Below are 25,546 nucleotides of genomic sequence, written 5' to 3'. Positions count from 1 at the left end.
GTCCCTGACCCGAAGGACACACGCATCCCCGATGGACTCCCCGTCCCCCTCCCTCCGTACCCGGCGCGACCGCTGCCCCGGTGCGCTGCGCCCCTGGCCCGCCGACGACGGGCTGCTTGTTCGCCTCCGGCTCGTCGGCGGCCGGTTCCCCGCCCGCTCGCTGCTCGCCTTGGCCGCCGTGGCCGCCGAGTACGGTGACGGCCGGATCCACGTCACCGGCCGGGCCAACGTACAGCTGCGCGCCCTGCCCGGGCATGACGGAGAGCTGGCCCCCGAGGTGCTCCGGGCCCTGGAGGGGACCGGCCTGCTGCCCTCGCGCACCCATGAGCTGGTCCGCAACATCATGGTCTCCCCGCGCACGGCCCCCTCGGGGGCGTGGGAGGATGGGCGGACCGCGCCGAAGGCGTCCGTCGAGGGTGGAAGCTCCGCACCGTGCGAAGCGCCCCCAAAGCGATGGCGGGCGACGGGCGGGCGGGCCGACCTGCGCCCCCTCGCCGCCGCGTTGGACGGGCTGCTGTGCGCCGACCCGCGCCGCGCCGACCTTCCCGGGCGCTTCCTGTTCGTCCTGGACGACGGCCGCGGCGACCTGCTGGAGCGCTCCTGCGACCTGGGGCTGGTCGCCCTCGACGGGCACACCGCGCAACTGAGGGTCGGCGAGGGCTGGGGCCCGCTGACGCCGCTCGACGAGGCCGCCGCCGCACTCGTCCGGCTGGCCGACGCCTTCCTCGCGCGGCGCGGCGACGGACCCACCGCGGCCTGGCACGTCGCCGAACTCCCCTCCCCGCTGACCGAACCGGTACCACCGGACCCGCGACTGCCGGCCCCCGCACCGCCGCTGCCGTACGGCCCGCTGCCCGGGGGCGGACGGCACGCCCCCGTGACGGAGGAGGGTCTGGACCGCTCCGCGGCCGAGGCGCTCGCCGCCGAGGCACACGCCGCGGGATCCGACGAGCTCGTCGTCACGCCGTGGCGCGGCGTCATCGTCCCGGGAGGCGAACAGTGACCGCACCGAGCAGACCGAACCGACACTACGAGTACATCGACGACGGACCGGCGATCTACGCCGACTCCTTCGCCATCATCCGGCGTGAGTCGCGGCTCGACCACCTGCCCGCCAACGCCGAACGGCTCGCCGTGCGGATGATCCACGGCACCGGACAGGTCGACCTCGCCGACGACCTGGTGGTCCACCCCGACCTGGTCCCGGCGGCGCGCTGCGCCCTCCGGTCCGGCGCCCCGATCCTGTGCGACGCGACCATGGTGGCCACCGGCGTGACCGCGAGCCGCCTGCCGAGCGACAACGAGGTGCTCTGCCTCCTCGGCGACGAGCGGGTCCCCTCCCTCGCCCGGGAGTGGGGCACCACCCGGACCGCGGCGGCGGTGTCGCTGTGGGAGCCGCTGCTCGACGGCGCCGTGGTCGCCGTCGGCAACGCGCCCACCGCCCTGTTCCACCTGCTGGAGATGCTGGCCGACGGCGCCCCGCGCCCGGCCGCGATCGTCGGCTGCCCCGTCGGCTTCGTCGGCGCGGCCGAGTCCAAGCAGGCGCTGACCGAGTTCGCGGGCCGACACGGCCTCGACATCCCCTACGTGACCGCCCGCGGCCGCCGCGGGGGTTCCGCGATGACCTCGTCGGCCCTCAACGCACTCGCCAAGGAGGAGGAGTGACCGGTCGTTTCCACGGCGTCGGCGTCGGCCCCGGTGATCCCGAGCTGATCACCCTCAAGGCGGCCAGGCTCATCACCGGAGCCGACGTGGTCGCCTACCACGCCGGGGTCGGCAAGGAGTCCAACGCCCGCCGCATCGCCCGGGACCTGATCCCGGACACGGCGATCGAGGAGCAGCTCACCTACCCGGTGACCACCGGCGCGACCGACCATCCGGGCGGTTACGCGGGGGCTCTGGCCGACTTCTACGAGGCCTCCGCCGCACGGTTGGCCGCCCATCTGGACGCGGGCCGCGACGTCGTCCTGCTGTCGGAGGGCGACCCGCTGTTCTACGGGTCGTTCATGTACATGCACGACCGGCTGTCGGAACGGTACGAGACCGAGGTCGTGCCCGGGGTCCCGGCGTTCGCCGCCGCCGCGTCGGCCCCGCTGGCCCGGCAGACCGACGTGCTCACCGTCCTGCCGGGCACCCTGCCCGAACCGGAGCTGGCCCGCCGTCTGGCGGACACCGACGCGGCCGTGATCATGAAGCTGGGCCGGACCTTCCCCGCCGTCCGCCGCGCCCTGGCGGCGGCCGGGCGGCTGGAGCACGCGGTCTACGTCGAGCGCGCCTCGATGGACGGGGAGCGGCGGCTGCCGGTCGCGGAGGTCGACCCGGCGACGGTGCCCTACTTCTCCCTGGTCCTGGTCACCGGGGACAGTCGCAACGGCAGGCGGTCCCGAGGCGACGGACGGTCCCGAAGCGGCGACGCGGCGACGCGGGAGGAGGCCACACCCGCCGAACCCGCGGCCGAACTGCTGGTCGTCGGCCTGGGCCCAGGCCCCGACCACTGGCTGACCGCCGAGGCGTCCGCTGCGCTCGCCGAGGTGGACCACGTCGTGGGCTACGGCCCCTACGTCGACCGGGTCCCGCAGCGCCCCGGACTCACCCGGCACTCCTCCGGCAACACCGTCGAGCTCGACCGCGCCCGACTCGCCCTCGAGCTGGCCGGGCGGGGCGAACGCGTCGCCGTGGTCTCCGGAGGGGACGCCGGTGTCTTCGGCATGGCCACCGCCGTGTTCGAGGCGGCCGAGGACCCCGCCTTCCGCGACGTGCCCGTCCGGGTGCTGCCGGGGGTCAGCGCCGTCCAGGCGGTCGCGGCCCGGGCGGGCGCCCCGATCGGCGGGGACTTCGCGGTGATGAGCCTCTCGGACCGGCTGAAGCCGTGGGAGGTGATCGAGCGGCGGCTGCGCGCCGTCTGCGAGGCCGATCTGACACTGGCCGTCTACAACCCCGCCTCCCGGTCCCGGACCGAGCAGATCGCCACCGCCCGCCGGATCCTGTTGGAGCACCGCAAGCCCGACACGGTGGTCGTCGTCGGCCGCGACGTCGGCCGGGAGGGCGAGTCCCTGACGGTGACCACCCTCGGTGAGCTCGACCCGGCCACCGTCGACATGCGCTGCCTGCTGATCGTCGGCGCGCCGGCGACCCGGGTCTCCGAGGCGGGCCGGGTCTGGACCCCGAGGTGGGTGCGACCGTGACCGTGCACTTCGTGGGGGCGGGGCCCGGAGCCGCCGACCTGCTGACCGTCCGCGCCACGCGGATGCTCGCCGGGGCCGACGTGGTGCTCTACCCCGGCACGTACCTGGACCCCGAGGTCCTGACCCACTGCGCGCCCGGCGCCGAACTGGTCGACACCCAGGGCCTGGACCTGGACCGCATCACCGATCACCTGGTCGCCGCGCACGCGGCGGGCCGGGACGTCGTGCGGCTCACCTCCGGGGACCCGTCGCTGTACTCGGCGCTGGCCGAACAGACCCGGCGGCTCGACGCGCACGGGGTCCCGTGGGACGTCACGCCCGGGGTGCCCGCGTACGCGGCCGCCTCGGCGCTGGCCGGGCGGGAGCTGACCGTGCCGTTGGTGGCCCAGTCGGTGGTGCTGACCCGGACCCGGGCGCGGTCGACCGCCATGCCGGAGACCGAGTCGCTGGCCGCGTTCGCGGCGACCCGGGCCACGCTGGTCCTGCACCTGGCGATCAGACGGGTGCGGGAGCTGATGGCCGAGATCGAACCGTCGTACGGCGCCGACTGCCCGGTCGTCGTCGTCCACCGGGCCAGTCAGCCGGGCGAAGCGGTGCTGCGCGGCACGGTCGCCACCATCGCGGACGCGGTGGAGGAGGTCGGGTTGCGGCAGGCGGCGGTGATCCTCGTGGGACGGGCGCTCGATCCCCGGACCGGTGGTGAGTCCTTCCTCTACGATCCGGACCGCCCCCGGGTCAGCTCTCCACCTCCAGGAACCACTGGGTGACCGTGCGCGCGGGCGTCCAGCCGGTGAACGCGCCGATGGGCGCGGCGGTCTCGACGGCGATCCGGGTCAGCTCCCCTCCGTGGCTCCGGTAGGCGTCCGCGATCAGCTGCTCGGTCTCCAGGGTCACGCCGTGCACCACGAGCCGACCGCCCGACCGCAGCACCCGCAGGCAGGTCTCGAGCACGCCCGGCCGGGTCGCGCCGCCACCGATGAACACCGCGTCGGGCGAGGGGAGCGCGACCAGCGCGTCCGGTGCGCGGCCGGTGACCACGCGCAGGCCGGGGACGCCGAGGCGGCCCGCGTTCCGGCCGATCCGCGCGGCCCGTTCGGTGTCGGCCTCCACCGCCGTGGCGGTGCAGGTCGGGTGGGCGCGCATCCACTCGATGCCCACCGAGCCCGCGCCCGCGCCCACGTCCCACAGGTGCTGTCCCGGCGCGGGCGCCAGCCGGGCCAGCGCCGAGGCGCGCAGGTCCCGCTTGGTCAGCTGCCCGTCGTGCTCGAAGGCGTCGTCGGACAGCCCCGCCACCATGCCGTACGCGGGTGGGCCGACCAGTTCCAGGGCCAGCACGTGCAGGGCGGGCACCGTTCCGGGCGGGTCCGTCAGCCAGTCGCGCGCGGTGGCCTGCAGCCGGGACTCGGTGTCCGTGCCCAGGTCGCCCAGCACGGTCATCCGGGTGGCGCCGTACCCGGCACCGACCAGCAGGGCGGCGACCGCGTCGGGGGTGTCGCCGTCCGAGGAGAGCACGAGGACGCGGTGTCCGGGCGCCAGTTCCCGCGACAGCAGGCGGGGGTCGCGTCCGACCAGGGTCACCACCGCGCTCCGCTCCGCCGACCAGCCCATCCGTGCGCGGGCCAGGGCGACCGAGGAGACGGCGGGCTCCACCCGCACTGCGTCGGCGCCCAGCAGGTCGATCAGCGTGGTTCCGACACCGGAGACGAGGGGGTCGCCGGAGGCGAGGGCCACCACGGAGGCGCCTTCGAGGGAGGCGAACAGGGATGGGAGCCCCTCCCGCAGGGGTGAGGGCCAGGCCTCGCGGCGCTGTCCGGCGCTCTCGGGCAGCATCGCCAGGTGCCTGCGTCCGCCCAGCACCGCGTCCGCGTCCAGGATGAGGCGGCGCAGCCGTTCCGGCACCCCGGGCCAGCCGTCGGCGCCGACGCCGACGACGGTGACGCGGGGTTCAGCGGGAGGGGGCGGATCGGGCTTCATGTCCCAGACGCTATCGTGGCGGCGACAGGCGTGAGGTGCCCCGGCGGCCCAACCATCGGAAACGGTGGGGACGGACGGCGGGGAGAATCTGGGAAGACCGGTGAGATTCCGGCACAGGCCCGCTGCGGTGAATCGAGCCTCCTCGGAGGACTCGGCAAGTCCGAAGACCGGCCTCGCGCCCGCCCTTGACGTATGGCGCAACGAGCGGGAGCCTCACCATGCCATTGCGGACGCACTATCCGTTCTCCGCGATCGTCGGCTGCGACGACGAACACCTCGACGACCTGGGCCTGTCCCTGGTCCTCACCAGCGTCTCGCCGGAGATCGGCGGCGTCCTGGTGCGCGGGGAGAAGGGCACCGCCAAGTCCACCGCGGTCCGGGGCCTGGCCTCCCTCCTGCCTCCCGTCGACGTCTACCGGGGCGACCGGTTCTCCGTGGACCCCGCCGACCCGGCGCAGCGGTCCCCGGACGGCCCCTTCGGCTCCGGCTCGCCCGTGGAGAGCCGCCCGGTACGGCTCGTCGAACTCCCCGTCGGCGCCACCGAGGACCGCGTCCTGGGCTCCCTGCACCTGGAGCAGGCGCTCACCCACGGCCAGGTCGCCTACGAACCCGGCCTGCTGGCCCGGGCCCACCGCGGGATCCTCTACGTCGACGAGGTCAACCTGCTCCACGACCACCTGGTCGACCTCCTCCTCGACGCCGCCGCGACCGGCCGGGTGACCGTGGAGCGCGACGGGTTCTCCGTGGAGCACACGGCCCGGTTCCTGCTCATCGGCACGATGAACCCCGAGGAGGGCGAACTGCGCCCGCAGCTGCTCGACCGGTTCGGGCTCACCGTCGAGGTCGCCGCGCCGCCCGAGCCCGCCCGGCGCGCCGAGGTCGTGCGCAGGCGCATGGCCCACGACGCCGATCCGGCCGCCTTCGCCGAGCGTTACCGCGACGCCGAGGAGGCCCTCGCCAAGCGCGTCGCCGTCGCCAGGGAGTCGCTGGCGCGGGTGCGGTTGTCCGAGGCCGCGCTGTTGAAGATCGCCGAGGTGTGCGCGGCCTTCGACGTGGACGGTCTGCGGGCCGACATCGTCACCGCGCGCACGGCTATGGCGCACGCCGCCTGGGCGGGCCGGACCTCGGTCACCCGGGCCGACATCCGCCGAGCCGCCCTGCTCGCCCTGCCGCACCGTCGTCGGCGCAACCCGTTCGACGCTCCGGGACTCGACGAGGACCTCCTCGACCGGATCCTGGGCGACGAGGAGCCCCCGCCGGACCCGCCGGCGCCGCCGGACCCGCAGGGGTCCGACGATCCCGACACCCCGTCCGCCGGTACCGACGACAGCTCCGATGCCGACGCCTCCTCCGGCGCGGACGGTCCCGACGCGGCGCCGGACGGCGGGGCGCCCGACGAGGAACCCGCCAGCCAGGAGGCGAAGGGCTCCGAGGACGACTCCCCCGCGCCCCGTCCCGCCGGTGCCGCCCCCGTCAAGGCCGCCGCCCCCTACCGGCCCCGGCTGCTCACCGTCCGGGGCTCAGGTGAGGGGGCCGACGGCAGACGCAGCCGGGCCGTGGGAGCGCGGGGCCGACGGATCGGCGCCGCCCCACCCGGTCAGGGGCCCGGCAGCTCACTCCATCTGGTCGAGACCGTGCGGGCCGCGGCGTCCCGTCCGCACGGCGGCGGACGGCTCCGGCTCCAGCCCGGCGACCTACGCGTCGCGGTCCGCGAGGGCCAGGAGACCAACCTGGTCCTGTTCTGCGTCGACGCCTCCGGATCCATGGCGGCGCGCAAGCGCATGACCGAGGTCAAGACCGCGATCCTCTCCCTCCTCCTCGACGCCTACCGACGGCGTGACAAGGTCGGTCTGGTCACCTTCCGTGGCCGGGACGCCGAACTCGCGCTGCCGCCGACCCGGTCCGTGGACATCGCCGCGGCCCGCCTCGACGACCTGCCCGCCGGAGGCCGCACGCCGCTCGCCGAGGGTCTGGTGGAGGCGGCCCGGGTCCTGCGCCGCGAACGCCTGCGCGATCCGCGGCTGCGCCCGCTGCTCGTCGTGGTCACCGACGGACGGGCCACCGGCGGGCGCGGCGCCGTCGGCCGCGCGCTGAGCGCCGCCGACCACGTCGCCGGACTGGGCGTCACCACCGTCGTGGTGGACGGCGAGTCCGGTCCGCTGCGCCTCGGTCTGGCCGGCCGCCTGGCCGCCCACCTCGGCGCCGACCACCTGCCCGTCAGCGAGGTCAGCGCCGACGCGCTGGGCTCCGCCGTACGAGAGAGGGCCTCCTGATGCCCCAGGGAAAACCACTCGTCGTCCCCGACGACGGACTCACCACGCGACAGCGCCGCAACCAGCCGCTGCTGGCCGTCCACACCGGTGACGGCAAGGGCAAGTCGACCGCCGCGTTCGGCCTCGCGCTGCGCGGCTGGAACCAGGGCTGGCGGATCGGGGTGTTCCAGTTCGTCAAGTCGGCGAAGTGGCGCATCGGCGAGCAGACCGTGCTGGAGCGCCTGGGCCGACTCCACGAGGAGACCGGCGAGGGCGGTCCGGTCGAGTGGCACAAGATGGGCTCGGGCTGGTCGTGGAGCCGCCGCAAGGGCAGCGAGGAGGACCATGAGGCCGCCGCCGTCGAGGGCTGGGAGGAGATCAAACGCCGCCTGGCCGACGAGCGGCACGACCTGCTCATCCTCGACGAGTTCACCTACCCGATCGCCTGGGGCTGGGTCGACGCCGACGACGTCGTGGCCGCGCTGCGGGACCGGCCCGGCCGCCAGCACGTGGTGATCACCGGCCGCCGCGCCGACCCCCGACTGCTGGAGGCCGCCGACCTGGTCACCGAGATGACGAAGGTCAAGCACCCCATGGACGCCGGGCGGAAGGGCCAGCGGGGGATCGAGTGGTGACGCCCCCGCCGCCGGATGTCCCGGGGGCCATGGTCCCTTCGGTGACCCCGGGGTCCTCCGGGGCGACGGTCCTGCCCCGGCTGATGATCGCCGCCCCCATGACCGGCCAGGGCAAGACCACGGTCGCGACCGGGCTGATGGCGGCGCTGCGCGGCGCCGGGCACGCGGTCAGCGGCCACAAGGTCGGCCCCGACTACATCGACCCCGGCTACCACGCCCTCGCCACCGGGCGGCCCGGCCGCAACCTCGACCCCCACCTGGTGGGCGAGGACCGGATCGCGCCGCTGCTCCTGCACGGGGCGCGGGGCGCCGACGTCGCCGCCGTCGAGGGGGTGATGGGGCTGCACGACGGACGGATCGGCGCCGACGGGTTCGCCTCGTCCGCGCACGTCGCGGCCCTGACCCGGACCCCGGTGGTGCTGGTCGTGGACGTGTCCCGGATGTCACGTTCGGTGGGTGCGCTGGTGGCGGGCATGGCCGCCTACGACCCGGCGGTCGAGGTCGTCGGCGTGATCCTCAACCAGGCGGGGTCGGAGCGCAACGTCGCCGAGATCACCCGGTCCACGCGTCTGCCCGTCCTCGGCGTGGTCCGCCGCGACGAACGGCTGGCCACCCCGTCCCGGCACCTGGGGCTCGTCCCGGCCGCCGAACGGGCGGAGTCGGCGCGGGCGGTCGAGCGGCTGGGAGAGCACATCGGGCGCCAGGTGGACCTGGCCGCGCTGCTCGACCTGGCCCGCTCCGCGCCCGCCCTGGACGCCCGCCCCTGGGACCCCGCCCGTGAGGTGGGCCCCTCCCCCACCGCGGAGCGGCCGGTGGTCGCGGTGGCGGGCGGGAGGGCCTTCACCTTCCGCTACACCGAGACCGAGGAGCTGCTCACCGCCGCCGGGTGCGAGGTCGTCGGGTTCGACCCGCTCGAGGACACCGGACTGCCCTCCGGCACCCGGGGCCTCTACCTCGGCGGGGGTTTCCCCGAGGTGTACGCGGGGCGGCTCGCCGCCAACCGGCGCCTGCTGGCCGACCTGCGCGACGCGGTACGGGGCGGGGTGCCGACCGTCGCCGAGTGCGCGGGGCTGCTCTACCTCTCCGAGTCGCTGGACGGCGAGGCCATGGCCGGGGCCCTGCCCGCGCGCGCCCGGATGACCAAGCGGCTCACCCTGCGCTACCCGGAGGCCGTCTCTCCCCGGGACACCCTGCTCACCCGTGCCGGGGAGAGGGTCACCGGGCACGAGTTCCACCGCACCCGCCTGGCCCCCGGCGCCTGCGGCGACCGTCCGGCGTGGGAGGTCGACGGCGCCCCGGAGGGGTTCGCCTCCTTGACCATGCACGCCTCCTACCTGCACGTCCACTGGGCCGGGCAGCCCCGGCTGGCCGCCCGGTTCGCGGACGCCGTGCGGGCGGCCCCGGTCGCGGCCTCCTCCCCTACCCCGGCCCCGCCCCGCCGCCCGGACCCGACCACCGACGAGGTGTCCGATCCGCTGCGGCACCACGGCGACGTCGAGGCCCGTGACGGGCTGCTGGACTTCGCCGTCAACGTCTACGCGGGTGCGCGCCCCGCCTGGCTCGACCGGGCCCTGCGCGAGAGCCTGGAGCGCTCCGCCGTCTACCCCGACCCGGAGCCCGCCCGGGCCGCGATCGCCCGTCGGCACGACCGGCGGCCCGACGAGGTCCTGCCGACCGCGGGCGCGGCGGAGGCGTTCACCCTGATCGCGCGGCTGCGGCCGTGGCGGCGGCCGGTCGTGGTGCACCCCCAGTTCACCGAGCCGCACGCCGCCCTGGAACAGGCCGGGCACACGGTCACGAGCGTGCTCTGCGCGGCCGAGGACGGGTTCGCGTTCGATCCGGGGTCCGTCCCCGATGACGCGGACCTGGTCGTGGTCGGCAACCCCACCAACCCCACCGGTGTTCTGCACCCGGCGGCGGCCCTGCGTCGGCTGTGCCGTCCCGGACGGGTGGTCGTGGTCGACGAGGCGTTCATGGACGCCGTGCCGGGCGAGCCGGAGACGCTGACGGGTCAGCGGGTCGCCGGGCTGGTGGTGGTGCGCAGCCTCACCAAGCACTGGTCGATCCCGGGCATCCGCGCCGGATACGTCGTCGGGGACGGGGCCGTGCTCGGTGAGCTGGGCCGGGCGCAGACGCCGTGGTCGGTGTCCGCGCCCGCGATCGCCGCCACCGTCGCCTGCGTGTCCGACGAGGCCCACGCGGAGGGGCTGCGCCGGGCCAAGGAACTCGAGGACTGGCGCGGGTTCCTGGAGGCCGGGCTGCGTGAGGCGGGCCTGGGCTTCGTGCCGTCCCGAGCGCCGTTCGTCCTGGTCCGGGTGGGGGAAGGGGTCCACGCGCTCCTGCGCGACCGGGGCGTGGCCGTGCGGCGGGCCGACACCTTCCCCGGCCTGGACCCCTCCTGGGTACGGGTGGCTGTCCGGCCCCCGGACACCACCCGGCGTCTGCTCACCGCCCTCGCCTGAGACGAGTACGTGTGCCGCGGCGCGAGTTGGCCTAGGATATGCGCTGGAGGAGCCCATCATGACCGTCGCCGACCACCACCCGCCGCCCGCTCACCCGTCCGTCACCGTCCAGCAGTTCGAGCCCATCGCCCTGGCCGCCGAACGCGAAGACGTCAAACTCGAATACATCAACGGGAAGATCTGGGCCGAAGGCGTGACCGACGGAGACCACAACGGCATCCTGACGTGGCTGTTCCGCCAGTTCGTGGCGCACCGGCCCGACCTGGACCTCATCCAGGGCCAAGGCCTGAAGATCGACTCCTACCGCAACGGCCGTGCGCGCCCCGACGGCATTCTGGCCCCGGTCGGCTACTTCGACGGCCAAGGCGAGTGGGCCGACCCCGACGGGGTACTCGCCGTCGTCGAGGTGACCTCCTGGGACGCCGACACCCACGCCCGCGACCGGATCGAGAAGCCCACCGCCTACGCCGCCACCGGCATCCCCGCCTACCTGTTGGTCGACCGCGACGTGAACGCCGTGGTGGTGCACTCCCGTCCCGAACGCGGTGCGTACCAGGACCGATCAAGGCACGTCTACGGCGACAGGGCCGAGATCCCCGGCAGCGGGATCATCCTGGACACCGACGAGCTGAAGAACCGGTTCATCCGCTGACCTGGCCCACGCCTCCTGTAACCACCGGTCGACGGACTCCTCATCACCCCAGGGCAACCACCCAGTCGAACGCGGCGGCCACGTCGTGGACGGTGGGGACGCCGGGCGGGCCCGGCGGGCGGCGCACCACCACGACCGGGACGCCGAGCTCCCGCGCGGCTTCCATCTTCGGCCAGGTGTAGGTGCCGCCGGAGTCCTTGGTGACCAGGGCGTCGCAGCGGTGCTCGCGCATCAGCTCCCGTTCGCCGTCGAGGTGGTACGGCCCCCGGCTGGTCACCAGCCGCCAGGGGTCGGGCAGGTCGATGTCGGGCACGTCCACCACCCGGGCCAGGACCGCGCTGCGGCCCAGTTCGGGTACGAAGCGGGCGAGTTCCTGGCGGCCGACCGTGAGGAACGGGCGCGCGCCGAGCTCCGCCGCACGGCGCGCCGCCTCCTCGTGGGTGTCGGCGTACCGCCAGGCCGGGTCCGGGTCCCAGCCCGGCCGCTCCAGTCGCAGCAGAGGGACGTCGGTACAGGCCGCCGCCGCGTTGGCGGTCATGCCGAGGGCGAAGGGGTGGGTGGCGTCCACCACCGCGTCGTAGTCGGCCAACGCCGCGCGCAGCCCGGCCACTCCCCCGAACCCGCCGATCCGCACCGCGCCCACCGGCAGGCGAGGCCGGGCCACCCGCCCCGCGAGCGAGGTGGTCACGTCCACCCCCGCCTCGACCAGGAGGGCGGCCAGTTCGCGGGCCTCGGACGTACCGCCGAGGAGCAGCAGTCTCACTGAGTTCCCCCCGGGGCCAGGACGGGCAGGTCGGCCGGGGCGCCCTCGCGGGCGAGGGCGAGCAGCGCGTCGACGTCCAGGTGGCGCTCCACGAGATCGCCGAGCAGGTCCAGGCGCCGCTCCCGGGCGTCGGCGAACCGCGTGCCGGACGGCTCGTGGCCGAGCGTCTCGGCGAGGAAGGCGGAGCGGAACGCGTCGCCCTCCAGGCTGCCGTGCCACATGGTGCCGAAGACGTTCCCCGACCGGGCGCCGCCCAGGAACTCCTCGGCGCCGTCGCCGACCGTGATCCGGCCGTGGTGGATCTCGTAGCCGTGCGCGGGCGCGCCGAGCGCCGTCCCGGAGGGCAGGCGCAGCGTCTTGTCCACGGTGAAGTCGGTCCGCACGTCGAGCAGAGCGAGGCCGTCCGCGCGCGCACCGGGCTCGGCCTCGACACCGTCCGGGTCGGTGATCGTCCGGCCGAGCATCTGGAACCCGCCGCAGACGCCGAGCAGCGGCCGACCCCGGCGGACGTGCTCGGTGACCGCCCGGTCGAGTCCGCGCGAACGCAGCCAGGCCAGGTCGGCGAGGGTGGACCGGGTCCCGGGCAGGACGACCAGGTCCGCGTCGGCCAGATCGCCCGGCCCGGAGGCGAAGACGACGTCCAGGCCGGGCTCCAGGCCGAGGGCGTCCACGTCGGTGAAGTTGCTGATCCGTGGCAGGCGCACCACCGCCACGCGCCGGACGGTGTCCCCGCTCGCCCGGCGGCCCTCCAGGTCGAGCGCGTCCTCCGAGTCGAGCCACAGGCCCGGGTCCCAGGGCAGGGTGCCGTACACGCGGCGGCCGGTGAGCCGCTCCAGGTCGGCCAGACCGGGCCGGAGCAGCCCGGGGTCCCCGCGGAACTTGTTGACCACGAATCCCGCGACCAGTGCCTGGTCGGCGGCCTCCAGCAGACCCACCGTGCCGTACAGAGCGGCGAAGACTCCGCCCCGGTCGATGTCGCCGACGACCACCGCGGGCAGGCCCGCGTGCCGGGCCAGGCCCATGTTCACGTAGTCGCCCGAGCGCAGGTTGATCTCGGCCGGGCTGCCCGCGCCCTCGGCGACGACGACGTCGTGGCGGGCCGCCAGGTCGTCGAAGGCGGTGTGCGCGGCCTTGGCCAGGTGGCGGCGGCCGGACTCCCAGTCGGCCGAGGACACGTCCCCCGCCGGGTGCCCGAGCAGGACGACGTGGCTGCGCCGGTCGGTGCCCGGTTTGAGGAGCACCGGGTTCATCGCGGGCTCCGGCGTGGCCCGGGCGGCCAGCGCCTGCACCCACTGGGCTCGGCCGATCTCCGCCGGTCGGCCGTCGGGTCCGTGGCAGACCATGGAGTTGTTGGACATGTTCTGCGCCTTGTACGGCGCGACGCGCGCGCCCCGGCGCGCGAAGGCCCGGCACAGGCCGGTGGTGACGACGCTCTTGCCCGCGTCGGAGGTGGTCCCGGCGACCAACAGGCCCCGGCCTCGATCCTGCCCCTCCCCGCTCATGGCGTCCTCCTCAGCAGCGCGGTGTCCATCACCCAGCCCGCCCGGTCCCGGGCGCGGGCGCGGGCCGCGTCGATCGCGGGCAGCACGTCGCCGACCCGTCCGGCGACCAGCTCCTCGGTGTCGGTGCCCAGGTTGGCGCCCCACCAGACCGACCACTCCTCCAGCCCGTCGAAGGCGGGCCGTCCGCCGAGCATGACGACGATGTTGTCCTGTCCGGCGTCGACCGCCTCGGACAGCCGCCGCGCCGGGGTGAGGTGGACCGGGCGGCCCACTCCGTGCAGCACGATCCGGTGCCGCGCGGCCAGGAGCTGGGGAGCGCTGATCCCGGGAAGCACGTCGTACTCCACGGTAACGGCCCCCCGCTCGACGATCCGCTCCACGATCCGCACGGTGGAGTCGTACAGGGACGGATCCCCCCAGACCAGGAACGCCGCCGTGCCGCCGCGTTCGCCGAGCACCCGCTCGTAGGCGGCGACCCGGGCCTCGTGCCAGGCGGCGACCGCGGCCCGGTAGTCCGCCGGGTCGTCGCGGTCGCGTTCCGGGTCGGGCACGACGACCAGGGGGACGCCGTGGGCGTCGCAGACGGCCCGGCGCAGGGCGAGCAGACCGTCGTCGTCGCGTTTGCGGGCGGCCACCGCGTAGTCGCAGCCGCGCAGCGCGTCGGCGACCTCCGGGGTGAGGTGCCGCGGCCCCATGCCGATACCGAGGATCCGCACCCTCATTCCGAACGGTCCTCCAGGTCCCCCTCGACCTCCAGGTAGACCTCCGTCAGGGCTTCGAGCGTCGCCGGGTCCGGTTCGGCCCACAGCCCGCGCCGGGCGGCCTCGTGCAGCCGCTCGACGATGCCGTGCAGCGCCCACGGGTTCGACTCGCGCAGGAACTCCTGGGTGTCTGCGTCAAGGACGTACTCGGCCGCGAGCTTCTCGTACATCCAGTCGTGGACGACGCCGGCCGTGGCGTCGAAGCCGAAGAGGTAGTCGACGGTGGCGGCCAGTTCGAAGGCTCCCTTGTAGCCGTGCCGCCGCATGGCGGAGATCCAGCGCGGGTTGACCACGCGGGCGCGGAACACGCGGGCGGTCTCGTCGGCGAGGGGGCGGGTGCGCACCGCGTCGGGCGTGGTGGAGTCGCCCACGTAGGCCTTGGGGTCGGCGCCGGTGAGGGCGCGGACGGTGGCGATCATGCCGCCGTGGTACTGGAAGTAGTCGTCGGAGTCGGCGATGTCGTGCTCGGCGCTGTCGATGTTCTTCGCCGCGACCTTGATCCGGCGGTAGTTGGCGCGCATGTCGTCGGCGGCCGGGACCCCGTCGAGGTCGCGCCCGTAGGCGTACCCTCCCCAGGCGGTGTAGACCTCGGCCAGGTCGCGGTCGTCGCGCCAGTTGCCGGACTCCACGAGCTGGAGGATTCCGGCACCGTACGACCCGGGCGCGGACCCGAAGATCCGGGTGGTCGCGCGGCGCTGGTCACCGTGCTCGGCCAGGTCGGCGCGGGTGTGGGCGCGGACGAAGTTGCGCTCCTCCGGCTCGTCGAGGTCGGCGACCAGCTTCACCGCGTCGTCCAGCATGGCGACCACGTGCGGGAAGGCGTCGCGGAAGAAGCCGGAGATGCGCACGGTGACGTCGACGCGCGGACGGCCCAGCTCCTCCAGCGGCACCACGTCGAGCCGGGAGACCCGGCGGGAGGCCTCGTCCCACTCCGGGCGCACGCCCAGGAGCGCGAGCACCTCGGCCACGTCGTCGCCGGAGGTGCGCATCGCCGAGGTGCCCCACACCGACAGTCCCACCGACTCCGGGTAGGCGCCGGTCTCGTCCAGGTGGCGGCGCAGCAGGGAGTCGGCCATGGCCTGCCCGGTCTGCCAGGCGAGCCGGGAGGGGACGGCGCGGGGGTCGACGGTGTAGAAGTTGCGGCCGGTCGGCAGCACGTTGACCAGGCCGCGCAGCGGGGAGCCGGACGGGCCCGCCGGGACGAAGCCGCCGGTCAGGGCGTGAAGGACGTGGTCGAGTTCGTCGGTGGTGCGGGCGAGGCGGGGCACCACCTGCGTGGCGGCGAACTCCAGGACGCGGCGCACCTCGGGGTCGTCGTGCAGTCCTGCCACGGCGGCGGGGTCCCAGTCGGCGGCCTCCATCCGCTCGACGAGGCTCCGGGCCAGCGCCTCCGCCTCGTCGACCTCGCGCGTCGGCGCGTCCTCCTTCAGGCCGAGGGCGGCACGCAGGCCGGGTACCGCACGGCCGACGCCACCCCAGATCTGGGCGGCGCGCAGGATCGACAGGGCCAGGTTCACCCGGGCCTCGCCCGAGGGGGCCTCGCCGAGCACGTGCAGGCCGTCGCGGATCTGGGTGTCCTTGATCTCGCACAGCCAGCCGTCGACGTGCAGGAGGAAGTCGTCGAACTCCTCGTCGTCGGGGCGCTCCTCCAGGCCCAGGTCGCGGTGCATCTCCGCCGCGCGCATCAGGGACCAGATCTCGCCCCGGACCGCGGGCAGCTTGGCCGGGTCCATGGCCGCGATGTTGGCGTGCTCGTCGAGCAGCTGCTCCAGGCGGGCGATGTCGCCGTAACTCTCCGCGCGCGCCATCGGCGGGATGAGGTGGTCGACGACCGTGGCGTGGGCGCGCCGCTTGGCCTGGGCGCCCTCGCCCGGGTCGTTGACCAGGAACGGGTAGACCAGCGGCAGGTCGCCGAGGGCGGCGTCGGTGGCGCAGGCGGCGGACAGGGCGGCGTTCTTGCCGGGCAGCCACTCCAGTGAACCGTGCTTGCCGAGGTGGACGACGGCGTGCGCGCCGAAACCGTGCTCCAGCCAGCGGTAGGCGGCCAGGTAGTGGTGGCTCGGCGGCAGGTCGGGGTCGTGGTAGATGGCGATGGGGTTCTCGCCGAAGCCACGCGGCGGCTGGACCAGGACCACGACGTTTCCGGCCCGCAGCGCGGCGAGGACGAGTTCGCCCTCGTCGTTGACGTACAGGCGGCCGGGGGCGGGCCCCCAGGCCTCGGTCATCGAGTCCTTCAACGCGGCGGGCAGGCCCTCGGTCCAGGCGGCGTACTCCTCGGGGGTGATCCGCACCTGGGCGTCGGTCAGCTGGACGGAGGTCAACCAGTCCTCGTCCTGGCCTCCCGCCTCGATCAGGGCGTGGATCAGCGCGTCGCCCGCCTCGGTGTCGTCGGGCAGGTCCAGGCCGGGCAGGTCGCCGGGCTCGCCCAGGTCATAGCCCTCGGCGCGCATGCGGCGCAGCAGGCGGACCAGGGACCGGGGTGTGTCGAGCCCGACGGCGTTGCCGATGCGGGCGTGCTTGGTCGGGTAGGCGGACAGGACGACCGCGACCCGCTTCTCGGCGGGGGGCACGTGCCGCAGCCGGGCGTGGGCGGCGGCGATCCCGGCCAGGCGGGCGCAGCGTTCGGGGTCGGCGACGTAGCGGGGCAGTCCGTCCTGGTCGATCTCCTTGAAGGAGAACGGCACGGTGATGATCCGGCCGTCGAACTCCGGGATGGCGATCTGGCTCGCCGAGTCGAGCGGGGTGACGCCGTCGTCGGAGGCCTCCCAGTCGGCGCGGGAGCTGGTCAGGCACAGCCCCTGGAGGACGGGAACGTCCAGGGCGGCCATCCGTTCCACGTCCCAGGCCTCGTCGTCCTCACCGGCGCTCGCGGACGCGGGCACGCTGCCGCCCGCCGCGAGGACGGTGACCACCAGCGCGTCGAAGCCGCCGAGCGCCTCGTACAGATCGTCGGGGGCCGAGCGCAGCGACCCGGCGAACACGGGGACGCCCACGGCCTTCCCGGTCGCGTCGACGGCGTCGGCCAGGGCGTGCGCGAACGCGGTGTTGCCACCGGCCTCGTGGGCCCGGTAGTAGAGGATGCCCACGCGTGGGAGGGCGGGGTCCTGGGGCACGTCGCGCGCGGCCAGGCCCCACAGCGGGACGGGGGCCGGCGGGTCGAACCCCTCACCGGTCAGCAGCACGGTGTCGGACAGGAAGGCGTGCAGGCGTCCGAGGTTGTCGGGGCCGCCCTCGGCGAGGTAGCGGTGGGCGTCGGTGGCCACGCCGATCGGGACGGTGGAGTGCTCCATCAGTTCGGCGCTGGGCTGCTGTTCGCCGCTGAGGACGACCAGGGGCGTGCCCCGCTCGCGGACGGCGGCGAGTCCGGACCACAGGTCGTGCGGAGAGCCGAGCAGCCGCACGACCACGAGGTCGGCGCCCTCGACGGTGGCGGTGAGTTCCGCCTCGGATGCGCGGGACGGGTTCGCCCACGTGTACGCGGCGTGGCTGGCCCTCGCGGAGAGCAGGTCGGTGTCGGACGTGGACAGCAGAGCGATCCGTGTGGTCACGGTCGGATTCCTCCCTCGGGGTTCTCGCCCCATCGGCGGTCGGAGCGCCCGAGGCCAGTGTCTGGCTCAACCCCCCGGGGGTAGGGGGTCTGACAGTGGCGGAACCGCCCCGGATTCACACCGGGTTCCTGTACCACGAGCGAAGGATTCACACCTTAACGGGCCGCGCACGGCCCCGTCCCGGCGGGGAGCTCAGGAGCCGGCGGGTCGGGTCGACGGGTCCGACGCATCCGCCGGGTCGGGTGCGCGGCGCAGGAACCGGATCACCGGGCGGCCGCGGTCGGAGGTGACCTCGGCCCGGACCCCGTAGACCTCCCCGATGAGAGAGGGGGTCAGGACCTCGGCGGGCTTTCCCTCGGCGACGGCGCGGCCGTCCCGCAGCACGAGCAGGCGGTCGCAGTACATCGCGGCCAGGTTGAGGTCGTGCAGGGCGATCACGGTGGTGACCGGCAGGCCCGTGACCAGTTCCAGCAGGTCGAGCTGGTACTGGATGTCGAGGTGGTTGGTCGGCTCGTCGAGCAGGAGCTCGCTCGGCTCCTGGGCGAGGGCGCGGGCGATCTGGGCGCGTTGGCGTTCGCCCCCGGACAGCGTGTGCCAGAACCGGTCGGCCCGGTCGGTGAGGCCGGTGCGTTCCAGGGCCGCCGCCACGGCGCGGGCGTCGGTGGCGGACAGGGGTGACCAGGGGCGGCGGTGCGGGATGCGCCCCAGGGCCACGACGTCGCGGATGGTCAGCTCGGTCTGGGTGTGCGCGTTCTGTTGGACGGTGGCGACCCGCCGGGCCACGGCGCGGCGGCCGAACCGGGGCAGCGGCAGTCCGTCCAGGGTGACCGCTCCGGTGGAGGGAGCGAGGACACCGGAGAGCAGCCTCAGCAGCGTGGACTTCCCGGAGCCGTTGGGGCCGAGCAGACCGATGGTCTCGCCGGGGCGCGGAGCGACGGTCACACCGTCGAGGACGAACCCACCGTCGGCCCGGCGGCTCACCCGGTCGGCGTGCAGCCCCGTGTGGTCGGACTCGGTCACGTCTGCCTCCTGGATCGGTACAGCACGGCGACGAAGGCGGGCACGCCGATGAGGGAGGTCACCACTCCCACGGGGATCTCCTGCGGGTCCAGCGCGGTGCGGGCGACCGTGTCCACCCACACCAGGAAGACGGCCCCGGTCAGCGCGGTGACGGGGAGGAGTCTGGCGTGGCCGGAGCCGGTGAGCGCACGGGCCGCGTGCGGTAGCACCAGCCCCACGAACCCGATCGCCCCGGCGGCGCTGACGAGCGCCGCGGTGAGAAGGGCGGTGGCGCACAGGAGCACCAGTCGGGCGCGGCCCACCCGGACACCCAGGTTCGCGGCGGCCTCCTCACCGAAGGCGAAGGCGTCCAGGGTGGTGGTGTGGGCGAGGCAGACGACGAGCACACCGACCAGCACCAGCGAGCACAGCGCCACGTCGGCCCAGCCCGCGCCGCTGAGCGACCCCAGCAGCCAGAACAGCACGCCGCGCGTGGTCTCCGCGTCCGCCGAGGTCAGCACGACGAACGAGGTCAGCGCCGAGAACAGCTGCATGGCCGCGACCCCGGACAGCACGACGCGGTCCATGGTCGCGCCCAGACTGTGGCTGAGCAGGATGACCATCCCGAAGGAAAGCAGCGCCCCGACGAAGGCGCCCGCCGACAGGGACAGCACCCCGGCGCCCCACCCGAGGACGATCACGGCGACCGCGCCGGTGGAGGCACCGGAGGACACCCCGAGCACGAAGGGGTCCGCCAGCGGGTTGCGGAGCAGGGACTGCATGACCGCGCCGCACAGGGCCAGTCCCGCCCCGCACACCGCGGCGAGCAGGGTGCGGGGCATCCGGAGGTTCCACACGATGCCGTCCCGCAACGGGTTCAGGGCGGTGTCGCCCACCCCGAGGTGGGCCGAGACCGAGCGCCAGACGTCGACCGTGGTGATGTCGGCGGGGCCGATGGTCACGGCGACCGCGACCGAAGCGGTCAGGGCCGCCAGTCCACCGCAGACGAGCAGTGCGAGACGGGCACCGCTCACTGGGAGAGCCCGAGGTCCCGCAGCCCGGCGGCGACCTGCTCGATCCCCTCGACCGTGCGGATCGTGGGGTTCATGGCCTGGCCGCTGAGCAGGATGTACCGCTCCTCGGTGACCGCGGTGAGGTTGCGGGTGGCGGGGTTGCCCTCAAGGAAGTCGATCTTGGCCTCGGCGCTCTCGGCCGTCTGGGCCTCCCGGGTCAGGTCGCCGAGCACGATGACGTCGGGGTCGCGGTCGGCGATGGTCTCCCAGTTGATCTGGGGCCACTCCTCGTGGGTGTCCGAGAAGGCGTTCTGCGCGCCGACCGCGCGGGTGATGGCGCCGGGGGCGCCGCAGCACCCGGCGAGATAGGGCGCCTGGGAGTCGGAGAACCAGTACATGAGGGAGACGTCCGAGGCGTCCAGGTCGGCGGTGGCGGTGTCCACCCGTCCCCGCAGCTCCGAGACGAGCTCCTCCCCGCGTTCCTCCACGCCGAGGATCGCCGCCAGGTCGCGGACCTCGCCGTAGACGGTGTCCATGGTGAGCGGCTCGCTGCGGGTGCCGTCGCCTCCGGTCGTGTTGTCCTTGCCCGCGGCGCAGTCGGCCGGGGAGACGTAGGTGGGCACGCCCAGCTCCTCGAACTGCTCCCGGGTGGCGGTGCCGCCGGGGCCCAGCGTGGAGACGAAGGAGGCGGTCACGAAGTCCGGTTCGGCGGCCAGGACCACCTCGAAGGACGGCCAGTCGTCGGCCAGCCGGGGCACGTCCGCGTTGGCCTCCTCCAGTCCCTCCATGACCGGGTCGGTCCAGGTGGCGGTTCCGGCGAGTCGGTCCGCCAGGCCGAGGGAGAGGAGGATCTCGGTGCTGCCCTGGTTGAGGGAGACGATCCGCTCGGGTGCCGTGCCGAGGGGGACCTCGTAACCGCAGTTGTCGATCGTTCCGGCGGGGGCGGCGGAGTCCGTGCCGTCGGCCTCCCCGCCCGGGGACTGACCGCAGGCGGTGAGCAGCAGGGAGGAGGCGGCCAGGAGGCCGAGGGGGCGAAGGGCGTGGCTGAGCATGGGATGCCTTGGGTGTCGGGGCTCGAACGCGGAGCCTGGCATGGTTCACCTCCGCGCACTCGACGCGGAGGGGCCAGCAGGTCTTCGGACTCGGGTTCGCCCGGACGGAGTGCCTTCCCAGGTCCGGGCCGCGCCGACGCTCCGGTCGGCACCGCCCCGCCCCAGTGGCGTGCGTACCCCGCCCGTCCCCCTCACCGCTGCGCGTCAGTTCCGGATTCGCACCGGATTCCCTGACCACGGACGTGGTACGACTGGCCCGGGCAGGATACCGCCGTGGGCGCGCCGCCCGACGGGGAGGTCCGGCGCTGGAGCGGGAACCGACCCCCGCACGTGGGTATCCCCTGGTGAAGGGCTCGGGACCGGCCCGGTGGGCGCTCCCCCGGCGCCGGGAACGCGGGTGGCGGCCCGGCCCCGCGCGTTCCGACGACCAGGGGGGGGAATCGTGGACGACCTCACCGACCAGGAGCTGTACGACGAACTCATCGCCTCGCTCGCCTTCGAGGGGGTCCGCGCGACGCCGGGACCGCACCGGTCCACGGTCCTGCTCCACAACGGGTGGACGTGGAGCGAGGGCGAGACGCCGGAGCGGTTCGATCCGCCGCTCGAACTCCACGTGAATCCGTGGACGCTCGGACGGCACCTCCGCGACATGGCCTCCGACGCGCAGGAGGCCTTCGGCGGGCCCTCGCCCCTGGGGGACGCGATGTCGCTCTTCCTCGTCCACGTCATGGAGACCGTCGAGACACGACCCGGGCGGCGCCACCTCACCCTCAGCCCCAGCGGCGTCGACGCCTCCCACCGGCCCCCGAGCTGACACCGCTCCCCCGAGCGGAACGATCCCCCCGCCCCCGACCACCCGTGTCGCACACGCTCGGTGAGGAATCCACCACGGAGGATGGCATCGTCGCCGCCGCGTCGACCATCCCGGACGGCCGACACGGCGGCGTCCCACCAGACCCGTCGCTGTGCAACGGAGACACCCATGCCGGTCGTCAGGACCCTGCTCGCCTCCACACTCCTGTCCGCGGTGCTGTCGGCCGCCGTCGTGACCGCCCCCGCGGCCGCCGGCACCGCGGCCCCGCCCACCCGCCTGTACAACACCTTCGAGCGCCCGATCGCGGGCGATCCCTACCCGCTGGAGGAATGGGCCAGGGACGGATGGCACGCCACCCGGGACAGAGGGATGACCGAACGCACGCTCATCGACGACACGGTTGCCGCCCGCACGGGCGAGCAGTCCCTGCGCGTGTCCTACCCCGCGGGGAGGATCGGCCCGCGCGACTCCGGAGTGCTGGCACCGTTCGCTCTCGCCCCGGCACGCGAGTACTACCTGTCCTTCTGGGTGCGTTTCAGTGAGGACTTCAGCTGGGGAACCACGTCGTTCGGCGGGAAGCTGGGGCTGGGCCTGGCCGGAGGAAGGGGGTGCTCGGGCGGGCAGGTCTGCGACGGCGGCAACGGCTTCACCTCGCGGATGATCTGGCGCCGGGGCGGCCGGGCGGCCGTGTACTACTACCACATGGACAAGCGGGGCAAGTACGGTGACCAGGCGTTCCTGCGCGTGGACGACGCCGACGTGCGCTACCCCAGGGGTGAGTGGGTGAGCATCGTCCAGCGGCTCAGGGTCAACACCGTGACCGGCGGCCGGGCCAACGCCGACGGCGAGATCGAGGTGTTCTACAACGGCGCGCCCGCCGCCCTGGTCACCGGTCTGCGCCTGGTCGACAACGACGACCTGGTGGACAAGGCCTACTTCTCGTCCTTCTTCGGCGGCTCCACCGAGGGGTTCGCCCCGGCCAACGACAGCCACGTCTGGTACGACGACCTGAAGGTGTCCGCCTCCCCGGCGGACGTCTGCGAGATCGGCGGCTGCCTCTGACGGTCAGCGGCGCCCTCCCCCGCCGTACGGGGAGACCCGCTCGTCCACCTCGGCTGCGGGGTGGGTCCGTGTCCACTCCGGGAGCCGAACGCGGTAGCCGATCCACACGGTCCAGTCGGTGTACCACCACGGCGACTGGTGCGACAGGCTGGTGACGCGGTGGTTCACGCGGTGCACACCGGTCTGCCCCGGTTCCAGGGTGAACAGCACCCGGGGCCAGCGCTCGGGGAAGGCGGTGTGGGTCGGCGCCCGGTGGACGACCAGGCGGCCGTCCCGTTCCGTCCAGCGCAGACCCCAGCCGGGAGGCGTCCCGCCCCGGAACGGCCCGACCGGTTCGCGGACCGGCCGGTAGCCGTCGCGGGCACGCATCACCACGTCGTGCAGGAGGGGGTCGGCGTCCCTGTCGGAGGGGAGCGGAAAGGAGTCGGGGAACCGGGAGCGCACGTCGGCCTCCCGTGCGCCGCGGACCGTCTGCGGCCACCAGACGCCGACCCGTTGGGCGACGATCGAGGTCATACCCCAAGGATCCCACGAGGTGGCGCGTCACCGGCCCGGAAGAGCACGAAGCACCTATGGAGGGACATCCGTTACGCTTCTCCCCGACCCCCGGACTGAGAAACGGCCCCCGTGGAACCCCTGCACCCCGACGACCCCCGAGAACTCGGGCGCTACCGGCTGCTGCGCCGGATCGGCGAGGGCGGCATGGGCGTCGTCTACCTCGCGGTCTCCACCGCCGACGACGGGCACGACCTGGCCGCCGTCAAGGCCGTCCGACGCGAGTACGCCGGGGACGAGGAGTTCCGGGCTCGGTTCACCGGCGAGGTGGACCTGGCCCGCCGGGTGCGGGCCCCTACACCGCCCGGGTCCTGGACGCCGACACCGACGGCCCCACCCCCTGGCTGGCCACCGAGTACGTCCCCGGCCCGGCGCTGAACACGGCGGTACGCGGCAGCGGGCCGTTCCCGGAGGAGTCACTGCTGGTCCTGGCCGCCGGGCTGGCCGAGGCGCTGTCGGCGATCCACGCGGTCGGGCTGATCCACCGCGACCTCAAACCCTCCAACGTCCTGTTGGCCTCGCGCGGCCCCCAGGTCATCGACTTCGGCATCGCCCGCGCCACCGACGCCACCGCGCTCACCCGCACCGGCCAGACCCTGGGCACCCCCGCCTACATGTCGCCCGAGCAGGCCACCGGGGCCGACCTGAACGCACGCAGCGACCTGTTCTCCTTCGGCGGGGTGCTGGTCTTCGCCGCCACCGGCCGCCCGCCCTTCGGCACCGGCGACCCCGCGGCCCTGCTCTACCGCGTCGTGAACCAGTCCCCCGACCTGAGCGGGTTGCCCGACACCCTGGTCCCCCTCGTCACCGCCTGCCTGGCCAAGGACCCCCACGACCGCCCGGACCTGGACTCGGTGACGGCCGAACTGACCGGCACGGCGCTTCCCCGGGGGGATGACGACGCCACCGAGTGGCTGCCCGCGGCGGTCGCCACCACGATCCGCCACACCCTGGTGGCCGCGACCCGGGTCGTACCGACCACCGCCCCGCCCGAGGCGGACGAGCCCGCCTGGGAGAACCAGGAGCCCGAGGAATCCGAGGAGGAGGACCCGGGTGAGCGGGGCGGTCCCGACGAGGCTGCCCCCGAACCCGCGGCGCCACCCCCTCCCGAGCCGCTGGATGTGCGCGGCGTCCCGGACCAGGCATCGCCAGAGCCCGTCGAAGATGCGCCGGGGAGCGCGGCCGCGCTCCCGGATCCCGCGCGGGAAGCGGCGGAGCGCGTAGTCAAGTCCCCCGAACCCGGCCGGGACACGGACAGCTCCCCCAGCCCGGCGGTGTTCTGGACCGCGCTGGTCGCCTCGGTGGTCTCGGTGGTCGTTCTGGGTGTGGCGCTGGACTTCTCGGAGGGCACGACGTCACAGGCCGAGACGGAACCGGAGGTCCGGGAAACCCCCGAGAGCACCCCTTCCGCCCCCGCCTCACCGAGCCCCGCCGAGGACGCACCGGCCTTCGTCCGCACGAGGATCGAGGACACCGCCTTCCTGGACGACGAACGCTTCGTAGTTCTGACCACCGAGGGCGGACTCCACGTCTACGACCCGAACCAGACCGAGCCGGTCGATCAGCTCATCGCTCTGAACAGCTCCGAGCGCTACGCCATCGAACGGCCCGGGTTCTCCTCCGGCAACCTGGCGATCTCCCCCGACGGGGAGAGGTTGTTCATCTGCAACAGGGACGACGCGATCGCCTTCCGGCTGCGCACCGGCGAAGAGCTGTACAGGGTCACCGCCCCGCCCAACGACTTCGACTGGCCACCACGCATCGATTCCCTGGGAACCTCAGCGGACGGGGAACTGCTGGTCGGAGTGATGGACACAGGGCTGGTGGTGTGGGACGCCGCGACCGGCGAGCGGCGTCCCGACTATCCCGACATCTGGAAGGGTCCGGTCTGGAACCACGGTCCGGCGGTCTTCCAGGACGACATGATCGCCACAGCCACGCTCGAATCATCGATCCAGTTGTGGGACCTTCGTTCCGGCGAGGAACCCGAGGAGTCGCCTCTCTCATCGGCCGACCGTGAAGCGGAGGTGTCGATCCGGGAGCTGTCCTTCGGGAACGGCGGGGAGAGGATCGTCGCCGCGGGGAAGAACGATGACGAGGATCGGAGTGTCCTCATCACATGGAACATGGACGGAGAGGTGCTCGCCGAGGACCGGTTCGGAACGGACTACTTCTCCGTGAGCGCCTCCCCCACTGGTGACGGTGTCCTCGCCGCCCTCCACCCCCTCGGTGAGGAGGGGGAGGAACTCGTGCTCCTGGACGGGGACCTGGAGACCGTACGGGAGTTCCAGATCCCCGAACGCTGACCCGCGCGCCA

General features: G+C 74.2%; 21 protein-coding genes and 3 riboswitches. Of the genes, 12 read left to right on the top strand and 9 right to left on the bottom strand.

Features of this window, described 5'->3' with window-relative positions; genetic code table 11:
• Positions 1 to 31 precede the first annotated feature (31 nt).
• The 4 genes from KIK06_RS06190 to cobM are packed head-to-tail and all read left to right on the top strand — an operon-like array spanning position 32 to position 3,952.
• The gene (locus KIK06_RS06190) at positions 32 to 1,003 is read left to right on the top strand and encodes a nitrite reductase (protein ID WP_268642319.1); all 972 of its coding nucleotides are present in this window, start codon (positions 32 to 34) and stop codon (positions 1,001 to 1,003) included.
• Positions 1,000 to 1,665 carry a precorrin-8X methylmutase gene (locus tag KIK06_RS06185; RefSeq protein ID WP_017600148.1) on the top strand — a complete coding sequence of 222 codons (666 nt, stop codon included), beginning with the start codon at positions 1,000 to 1,002 and terminating at the stop codon, positions 1,663 to 1,665. The genes KIK06_RS06190 and KIK06_RS06185 overlap by 4 nt, the downstream gene beginning before the upstream one ends.
• Positions 1,662 to 3,185, top strand: a complete 1,524-nt coding sequence (locus tag KIK06_RS06180) for a precorrin-2 C(20)-methyltransferase (RefSeq protein ID WP_268642318.1) — start codon at positions 1,662 to 1,664, stop codon at positions 3,183 to 3,185. The genes KIK06_RS06185 and KIK06_RS06180 overlap by 4 nt, the downstream gene beginning before the upstream one ends.
• Entirely contained in the window at positions 3,170 to 3,952 is a 783-nt protein-coding gene (gene cobM / locus KIK06_RS06175) for a precorrin-4 C(11)-methyltransferase (protein WP_268642317.1), read from the top strand. Before KIK06_RS06180 ends, cobM begins: the two co-directional genes overlap by 16 nt.
• Here cobM and cbiE read toward each other — a convergent pair.
• On the bottom strand, positions 3,921 to 5,159 hold the full coding sequence (gene cbiE, locus KIK06_RS06170) for a precorrin-6y C5,15-methyltransferase (decarboxylating) subunit CbiE (protein WP_268642315.1): 1,239 nt from the start codon (positions 5,157 to 5,159) through the stop codon (positions 3,921 to 3,923). The two genes, cobM and cbiE, sit on opposite strands and share 32 nt — an antisense overlap.
• Before the next feature lie 58 nt (positions 5,160 to 5,217).
• A riboswitch (cobalamin riboswitch) is annotated at positions 5,218 to 5,349 on the top strand.
• A 28-nt stretch (positions 5,350 to 5,377) separates the two neighbouring features.
• Between cbiE and KIK06_RS06165 the strand changes: the two genes are divergently transcribed.
• The 4 genes from KIK06_RS06165 (at position 5,378) to KIK06_RS06150 (ending at position 11,160) form a co-directional block, all read left to right on the top strand.
• Positions 5,378 to 7,432 (top strand): VWA domain-containing protein, encoded by a 2,055-nt coding sequence (locus KIK06_RS06165; protein ID WP_442789742.1) that lies wholly within the window; start codon positions 5,378 to 5,380, stop codon positions 7,430 to 7,432.
• On the top strand, positions 7,432 to 8,046 hold the full coding sequence (gene cobO / locus KIK06_RS06160; protein ID WP_268642314.1) for a cob(I)yrinic acid a,c-diamide adenosyltransferase: 615 nt from the start codon (positions 7,432 to 7,434) through the stop codon (positions 8,044 to 8,046). Before KIK06_RS06165 ends, cobO begins: the two co-directional genes overlap by 1 nt.
• 83 nt (positions 8,047 to 8,129) lie before the next feature.
• Positions 8,130 to 10,508: a cobyrinate a,c-diamide synthase gene (locus KIK06_RS06155; protein WP_268645866.1), complete on the top strand. Its 2,379-nt coding sequence runs from the start codon at positions 8,130 to 8,132 to the stop codon at positions 10,506 to 10,508.
• A gap of 58 nt (positions 10,509 to 10,566) precedes the next feature.
• Positions 10,567 to 11,160 (top strand): Uma2 family endonuclease, encoded by a 594-nt coding sequence (locus KIK06_RS06150; RefSeq protein ID WP_017600139.1) that lies wholly within the window; start codon positions 10,567 to 10,569, stop codon positions 11,158 to 11,160.
• Between the two features lie 43 nt (positions 11,161 to 11,203).
• Here KIK06_RS06150 and KIK06_RS06145 read toward each other — a convergent pair whose 3' ends face one another.
• From KIK06_RS06145 to KIK06_RS06115, 7 genes are all read right to left on the bottom strand, one after another.
• Entirely contained in the window at positions 11,204 to 11,923 is a 720-nt protein-coding gene (locus KIK06_RS06145; protein WP_268642313.1) for a cobalt-precorrin-6A reductase, read from the bottom strand.
• Complete coding sequence (locus tag KIK06_RS06140; protein WP_268642311.1) at positions 11,920 to 13,425, bottom strand: cobyric acid synthase; 1,506 nt, start codon at positions 13,423 to 13,425, stop codon at positions 11,920 to 11,922. The genes KIK06_RS06145 and KIK06_RS06140 overlap by 4 nt, the downstream gene beginning before the upstream one ends.
• Positions 13,422 to 14,147 (bottom strand): precorrin-6A synthase (deacetylating), encoded by a 726-nt coding sequence (gene cobF / locus KIK06_RS06135; RefSeq protein WP_268642309.1) that lies wholly within the window; start codon positions 14,145 to 14,147, stop codon positions 13,422 to 13,424. Before cobF ends, KIK06_RS06140 begins: the two co-directional genes overlap by 4 nt.
• The gene (cobN, locus tag KIK06_RS06130; protein ID WP_268642308.1) at positions 14,144 to 17,734 is read right to left on the bottom strand and encodes a cobaltochelatase subunit CobN; all 3,591 of its coding nucleotides are present in this window, start codon (positions 17,732 to 17,734) and stop codon (positions 14,144 to 14,146) included. Before cobN ends, cobF begins: the two co-directional genes overlap by 4 nt.
• 35 nt (positions 17,735 to 17,769) lie before the next feature.
• Positions 17,770 to 17,907, bottom strand: a riboswitch (cobalamin riboswitch).
• A gap of 19 nt (positions 17,908 to 17,926) precedes the next feature.
• Positions 17,927 to 18,754, bottom strand: a complete 828-nt coding sequence (locus KIK06_RS06125) for an ABC transporter ATP-binding protein (RefSeq protein WP_268642307.1) — start codon at positions 18,752 to 18,754, stop codon at positions 17,927 to 17,929.
• Positions 18,751 to 19,767 carry a FecCD family ABC transporter permease gene (locus tag KIK06_RS06120; protein ID WP_017600132.1) on the bottom strand — a complete coding sequence of 339 codons (1,017 nt, stop codon included), beginning with the start codon at positions 19,765 to 19,767 and terminating at the stop codon, positions 18,751 to 18,753. The genes KIK06_RS06125 and KIK06_RS06120 overlap by 4 nt, the downstream gene beginning before the upstream one ends.
• Positions 19,764 to 20,798, bottom strand: a complete 1,035-nt coding sequence (locus KIK06_RS06115) for an ABC transporter substrate-binding protein (protein WP_268642306.1) — start codon at positions 20,796 to 20,798, stop codon at positions 19,764 to 19,766. The genes KIK06_RS06120 and KIK06_RS06115 overlap by 4 nt, the downstream gene beginning before the upstream one ends.
• Positions 20,799 to 20,856: 58 nt before the next feature.
• A riboswitch (cobalamin riboswitch) is annotated at positions 20,857 to 21,069 on the bottom strand.
• A 171-nt stretch (positions 21,070 to 21,240) separates the two neighbouring features.
• On the opposite strand from KIK06_RS06115, the gene KIK06_RS06110 reads away from it, so the two are divergent.
• Both KIK06_RS06110 and KIK06_RS06105 read left to right on the top strand, forming a co-directional pair.
• Positions 21,241 to 21,612: a hypothetical protein gene (locus KIK06_RS06110; RefSeq protein ID WP_268642305.1), complete on the top strand. Its 372-nt coding sequence runs from the start codon at positions 21,241 to 21,243 to the stop codon at positions 21,610 to 21,612.
• A gap of 168 nt (positions 21,613 to 21,780) precedes the next feature.
• Entirely contained in the window at positions 21,781 to 22,674 is an 894-nt protein-coding gene (locus KIK06_RS06105; protein ID WP_268642304.1) for a polysaccharide lyase, read from the top strand.
• A 3-nt stretch (positions 22,675 to 22,677) separates the two neighbouring features.
• Here KIK06_RS06105 and KIK06_RS06100 read toward each other — a convergent pair whose 3' ends face one another.
• Entirely contained in the window at positions 22,678 to 23,190 is a 513-nt protein-coding gene (locus KIK06_RS06100) for a hypothetical protein (protein WP_268642303.1), read from the bottom strand.
• Positions 23,191 to 23,301: 111 nt separating this feature from the next.
• Between KIK06_RS06100 and KIK06_RS29235 the strand changes: the two genes are divergently transcribed.
• Positions 23,302 to 23,607 (top strand): hypothetical protein, encoded by a 306-nt coding sequence (locus tag KIK06_RS29235; RefSeq protein WP_327084692.1) that lies wholly within the window; start codon positions 23,302 to 23,304, stop codon positions 23,605 to 23,607.
• On the top strand, positions 23,541 to 25,535 hold the full coding sequence (locus KIK06_RS06095) for a WD40 repeat domain-containing serine/threonine protein kinase (protein ID WP_327084674.1): 1,995 nt from the start codon (positions 23,541 to 23,543) through the stop codon (positions 25,533 to 25,535). Before KIK06_RS29235 ends, KIK06_RS06095 begins: the two co-directional genes overlap by 67 nt.
• Positions 25,536 to 25,546: the final 11 nt, after the last annotated feature.

Source organism: Nocardiopsis sp. EMB25 (genome assembly GCF_026797795.1).
Classification (GTDB): Bacteria; Actinomycetota; Actinomycetes; order Streptosporangiales; family Streptosporangiaceae; genus Nocardiopsis; species Nocardiopsis lucentensis.
This window is presented reverse-complemented; position numbering and strand designations above follow the sequence as displayed.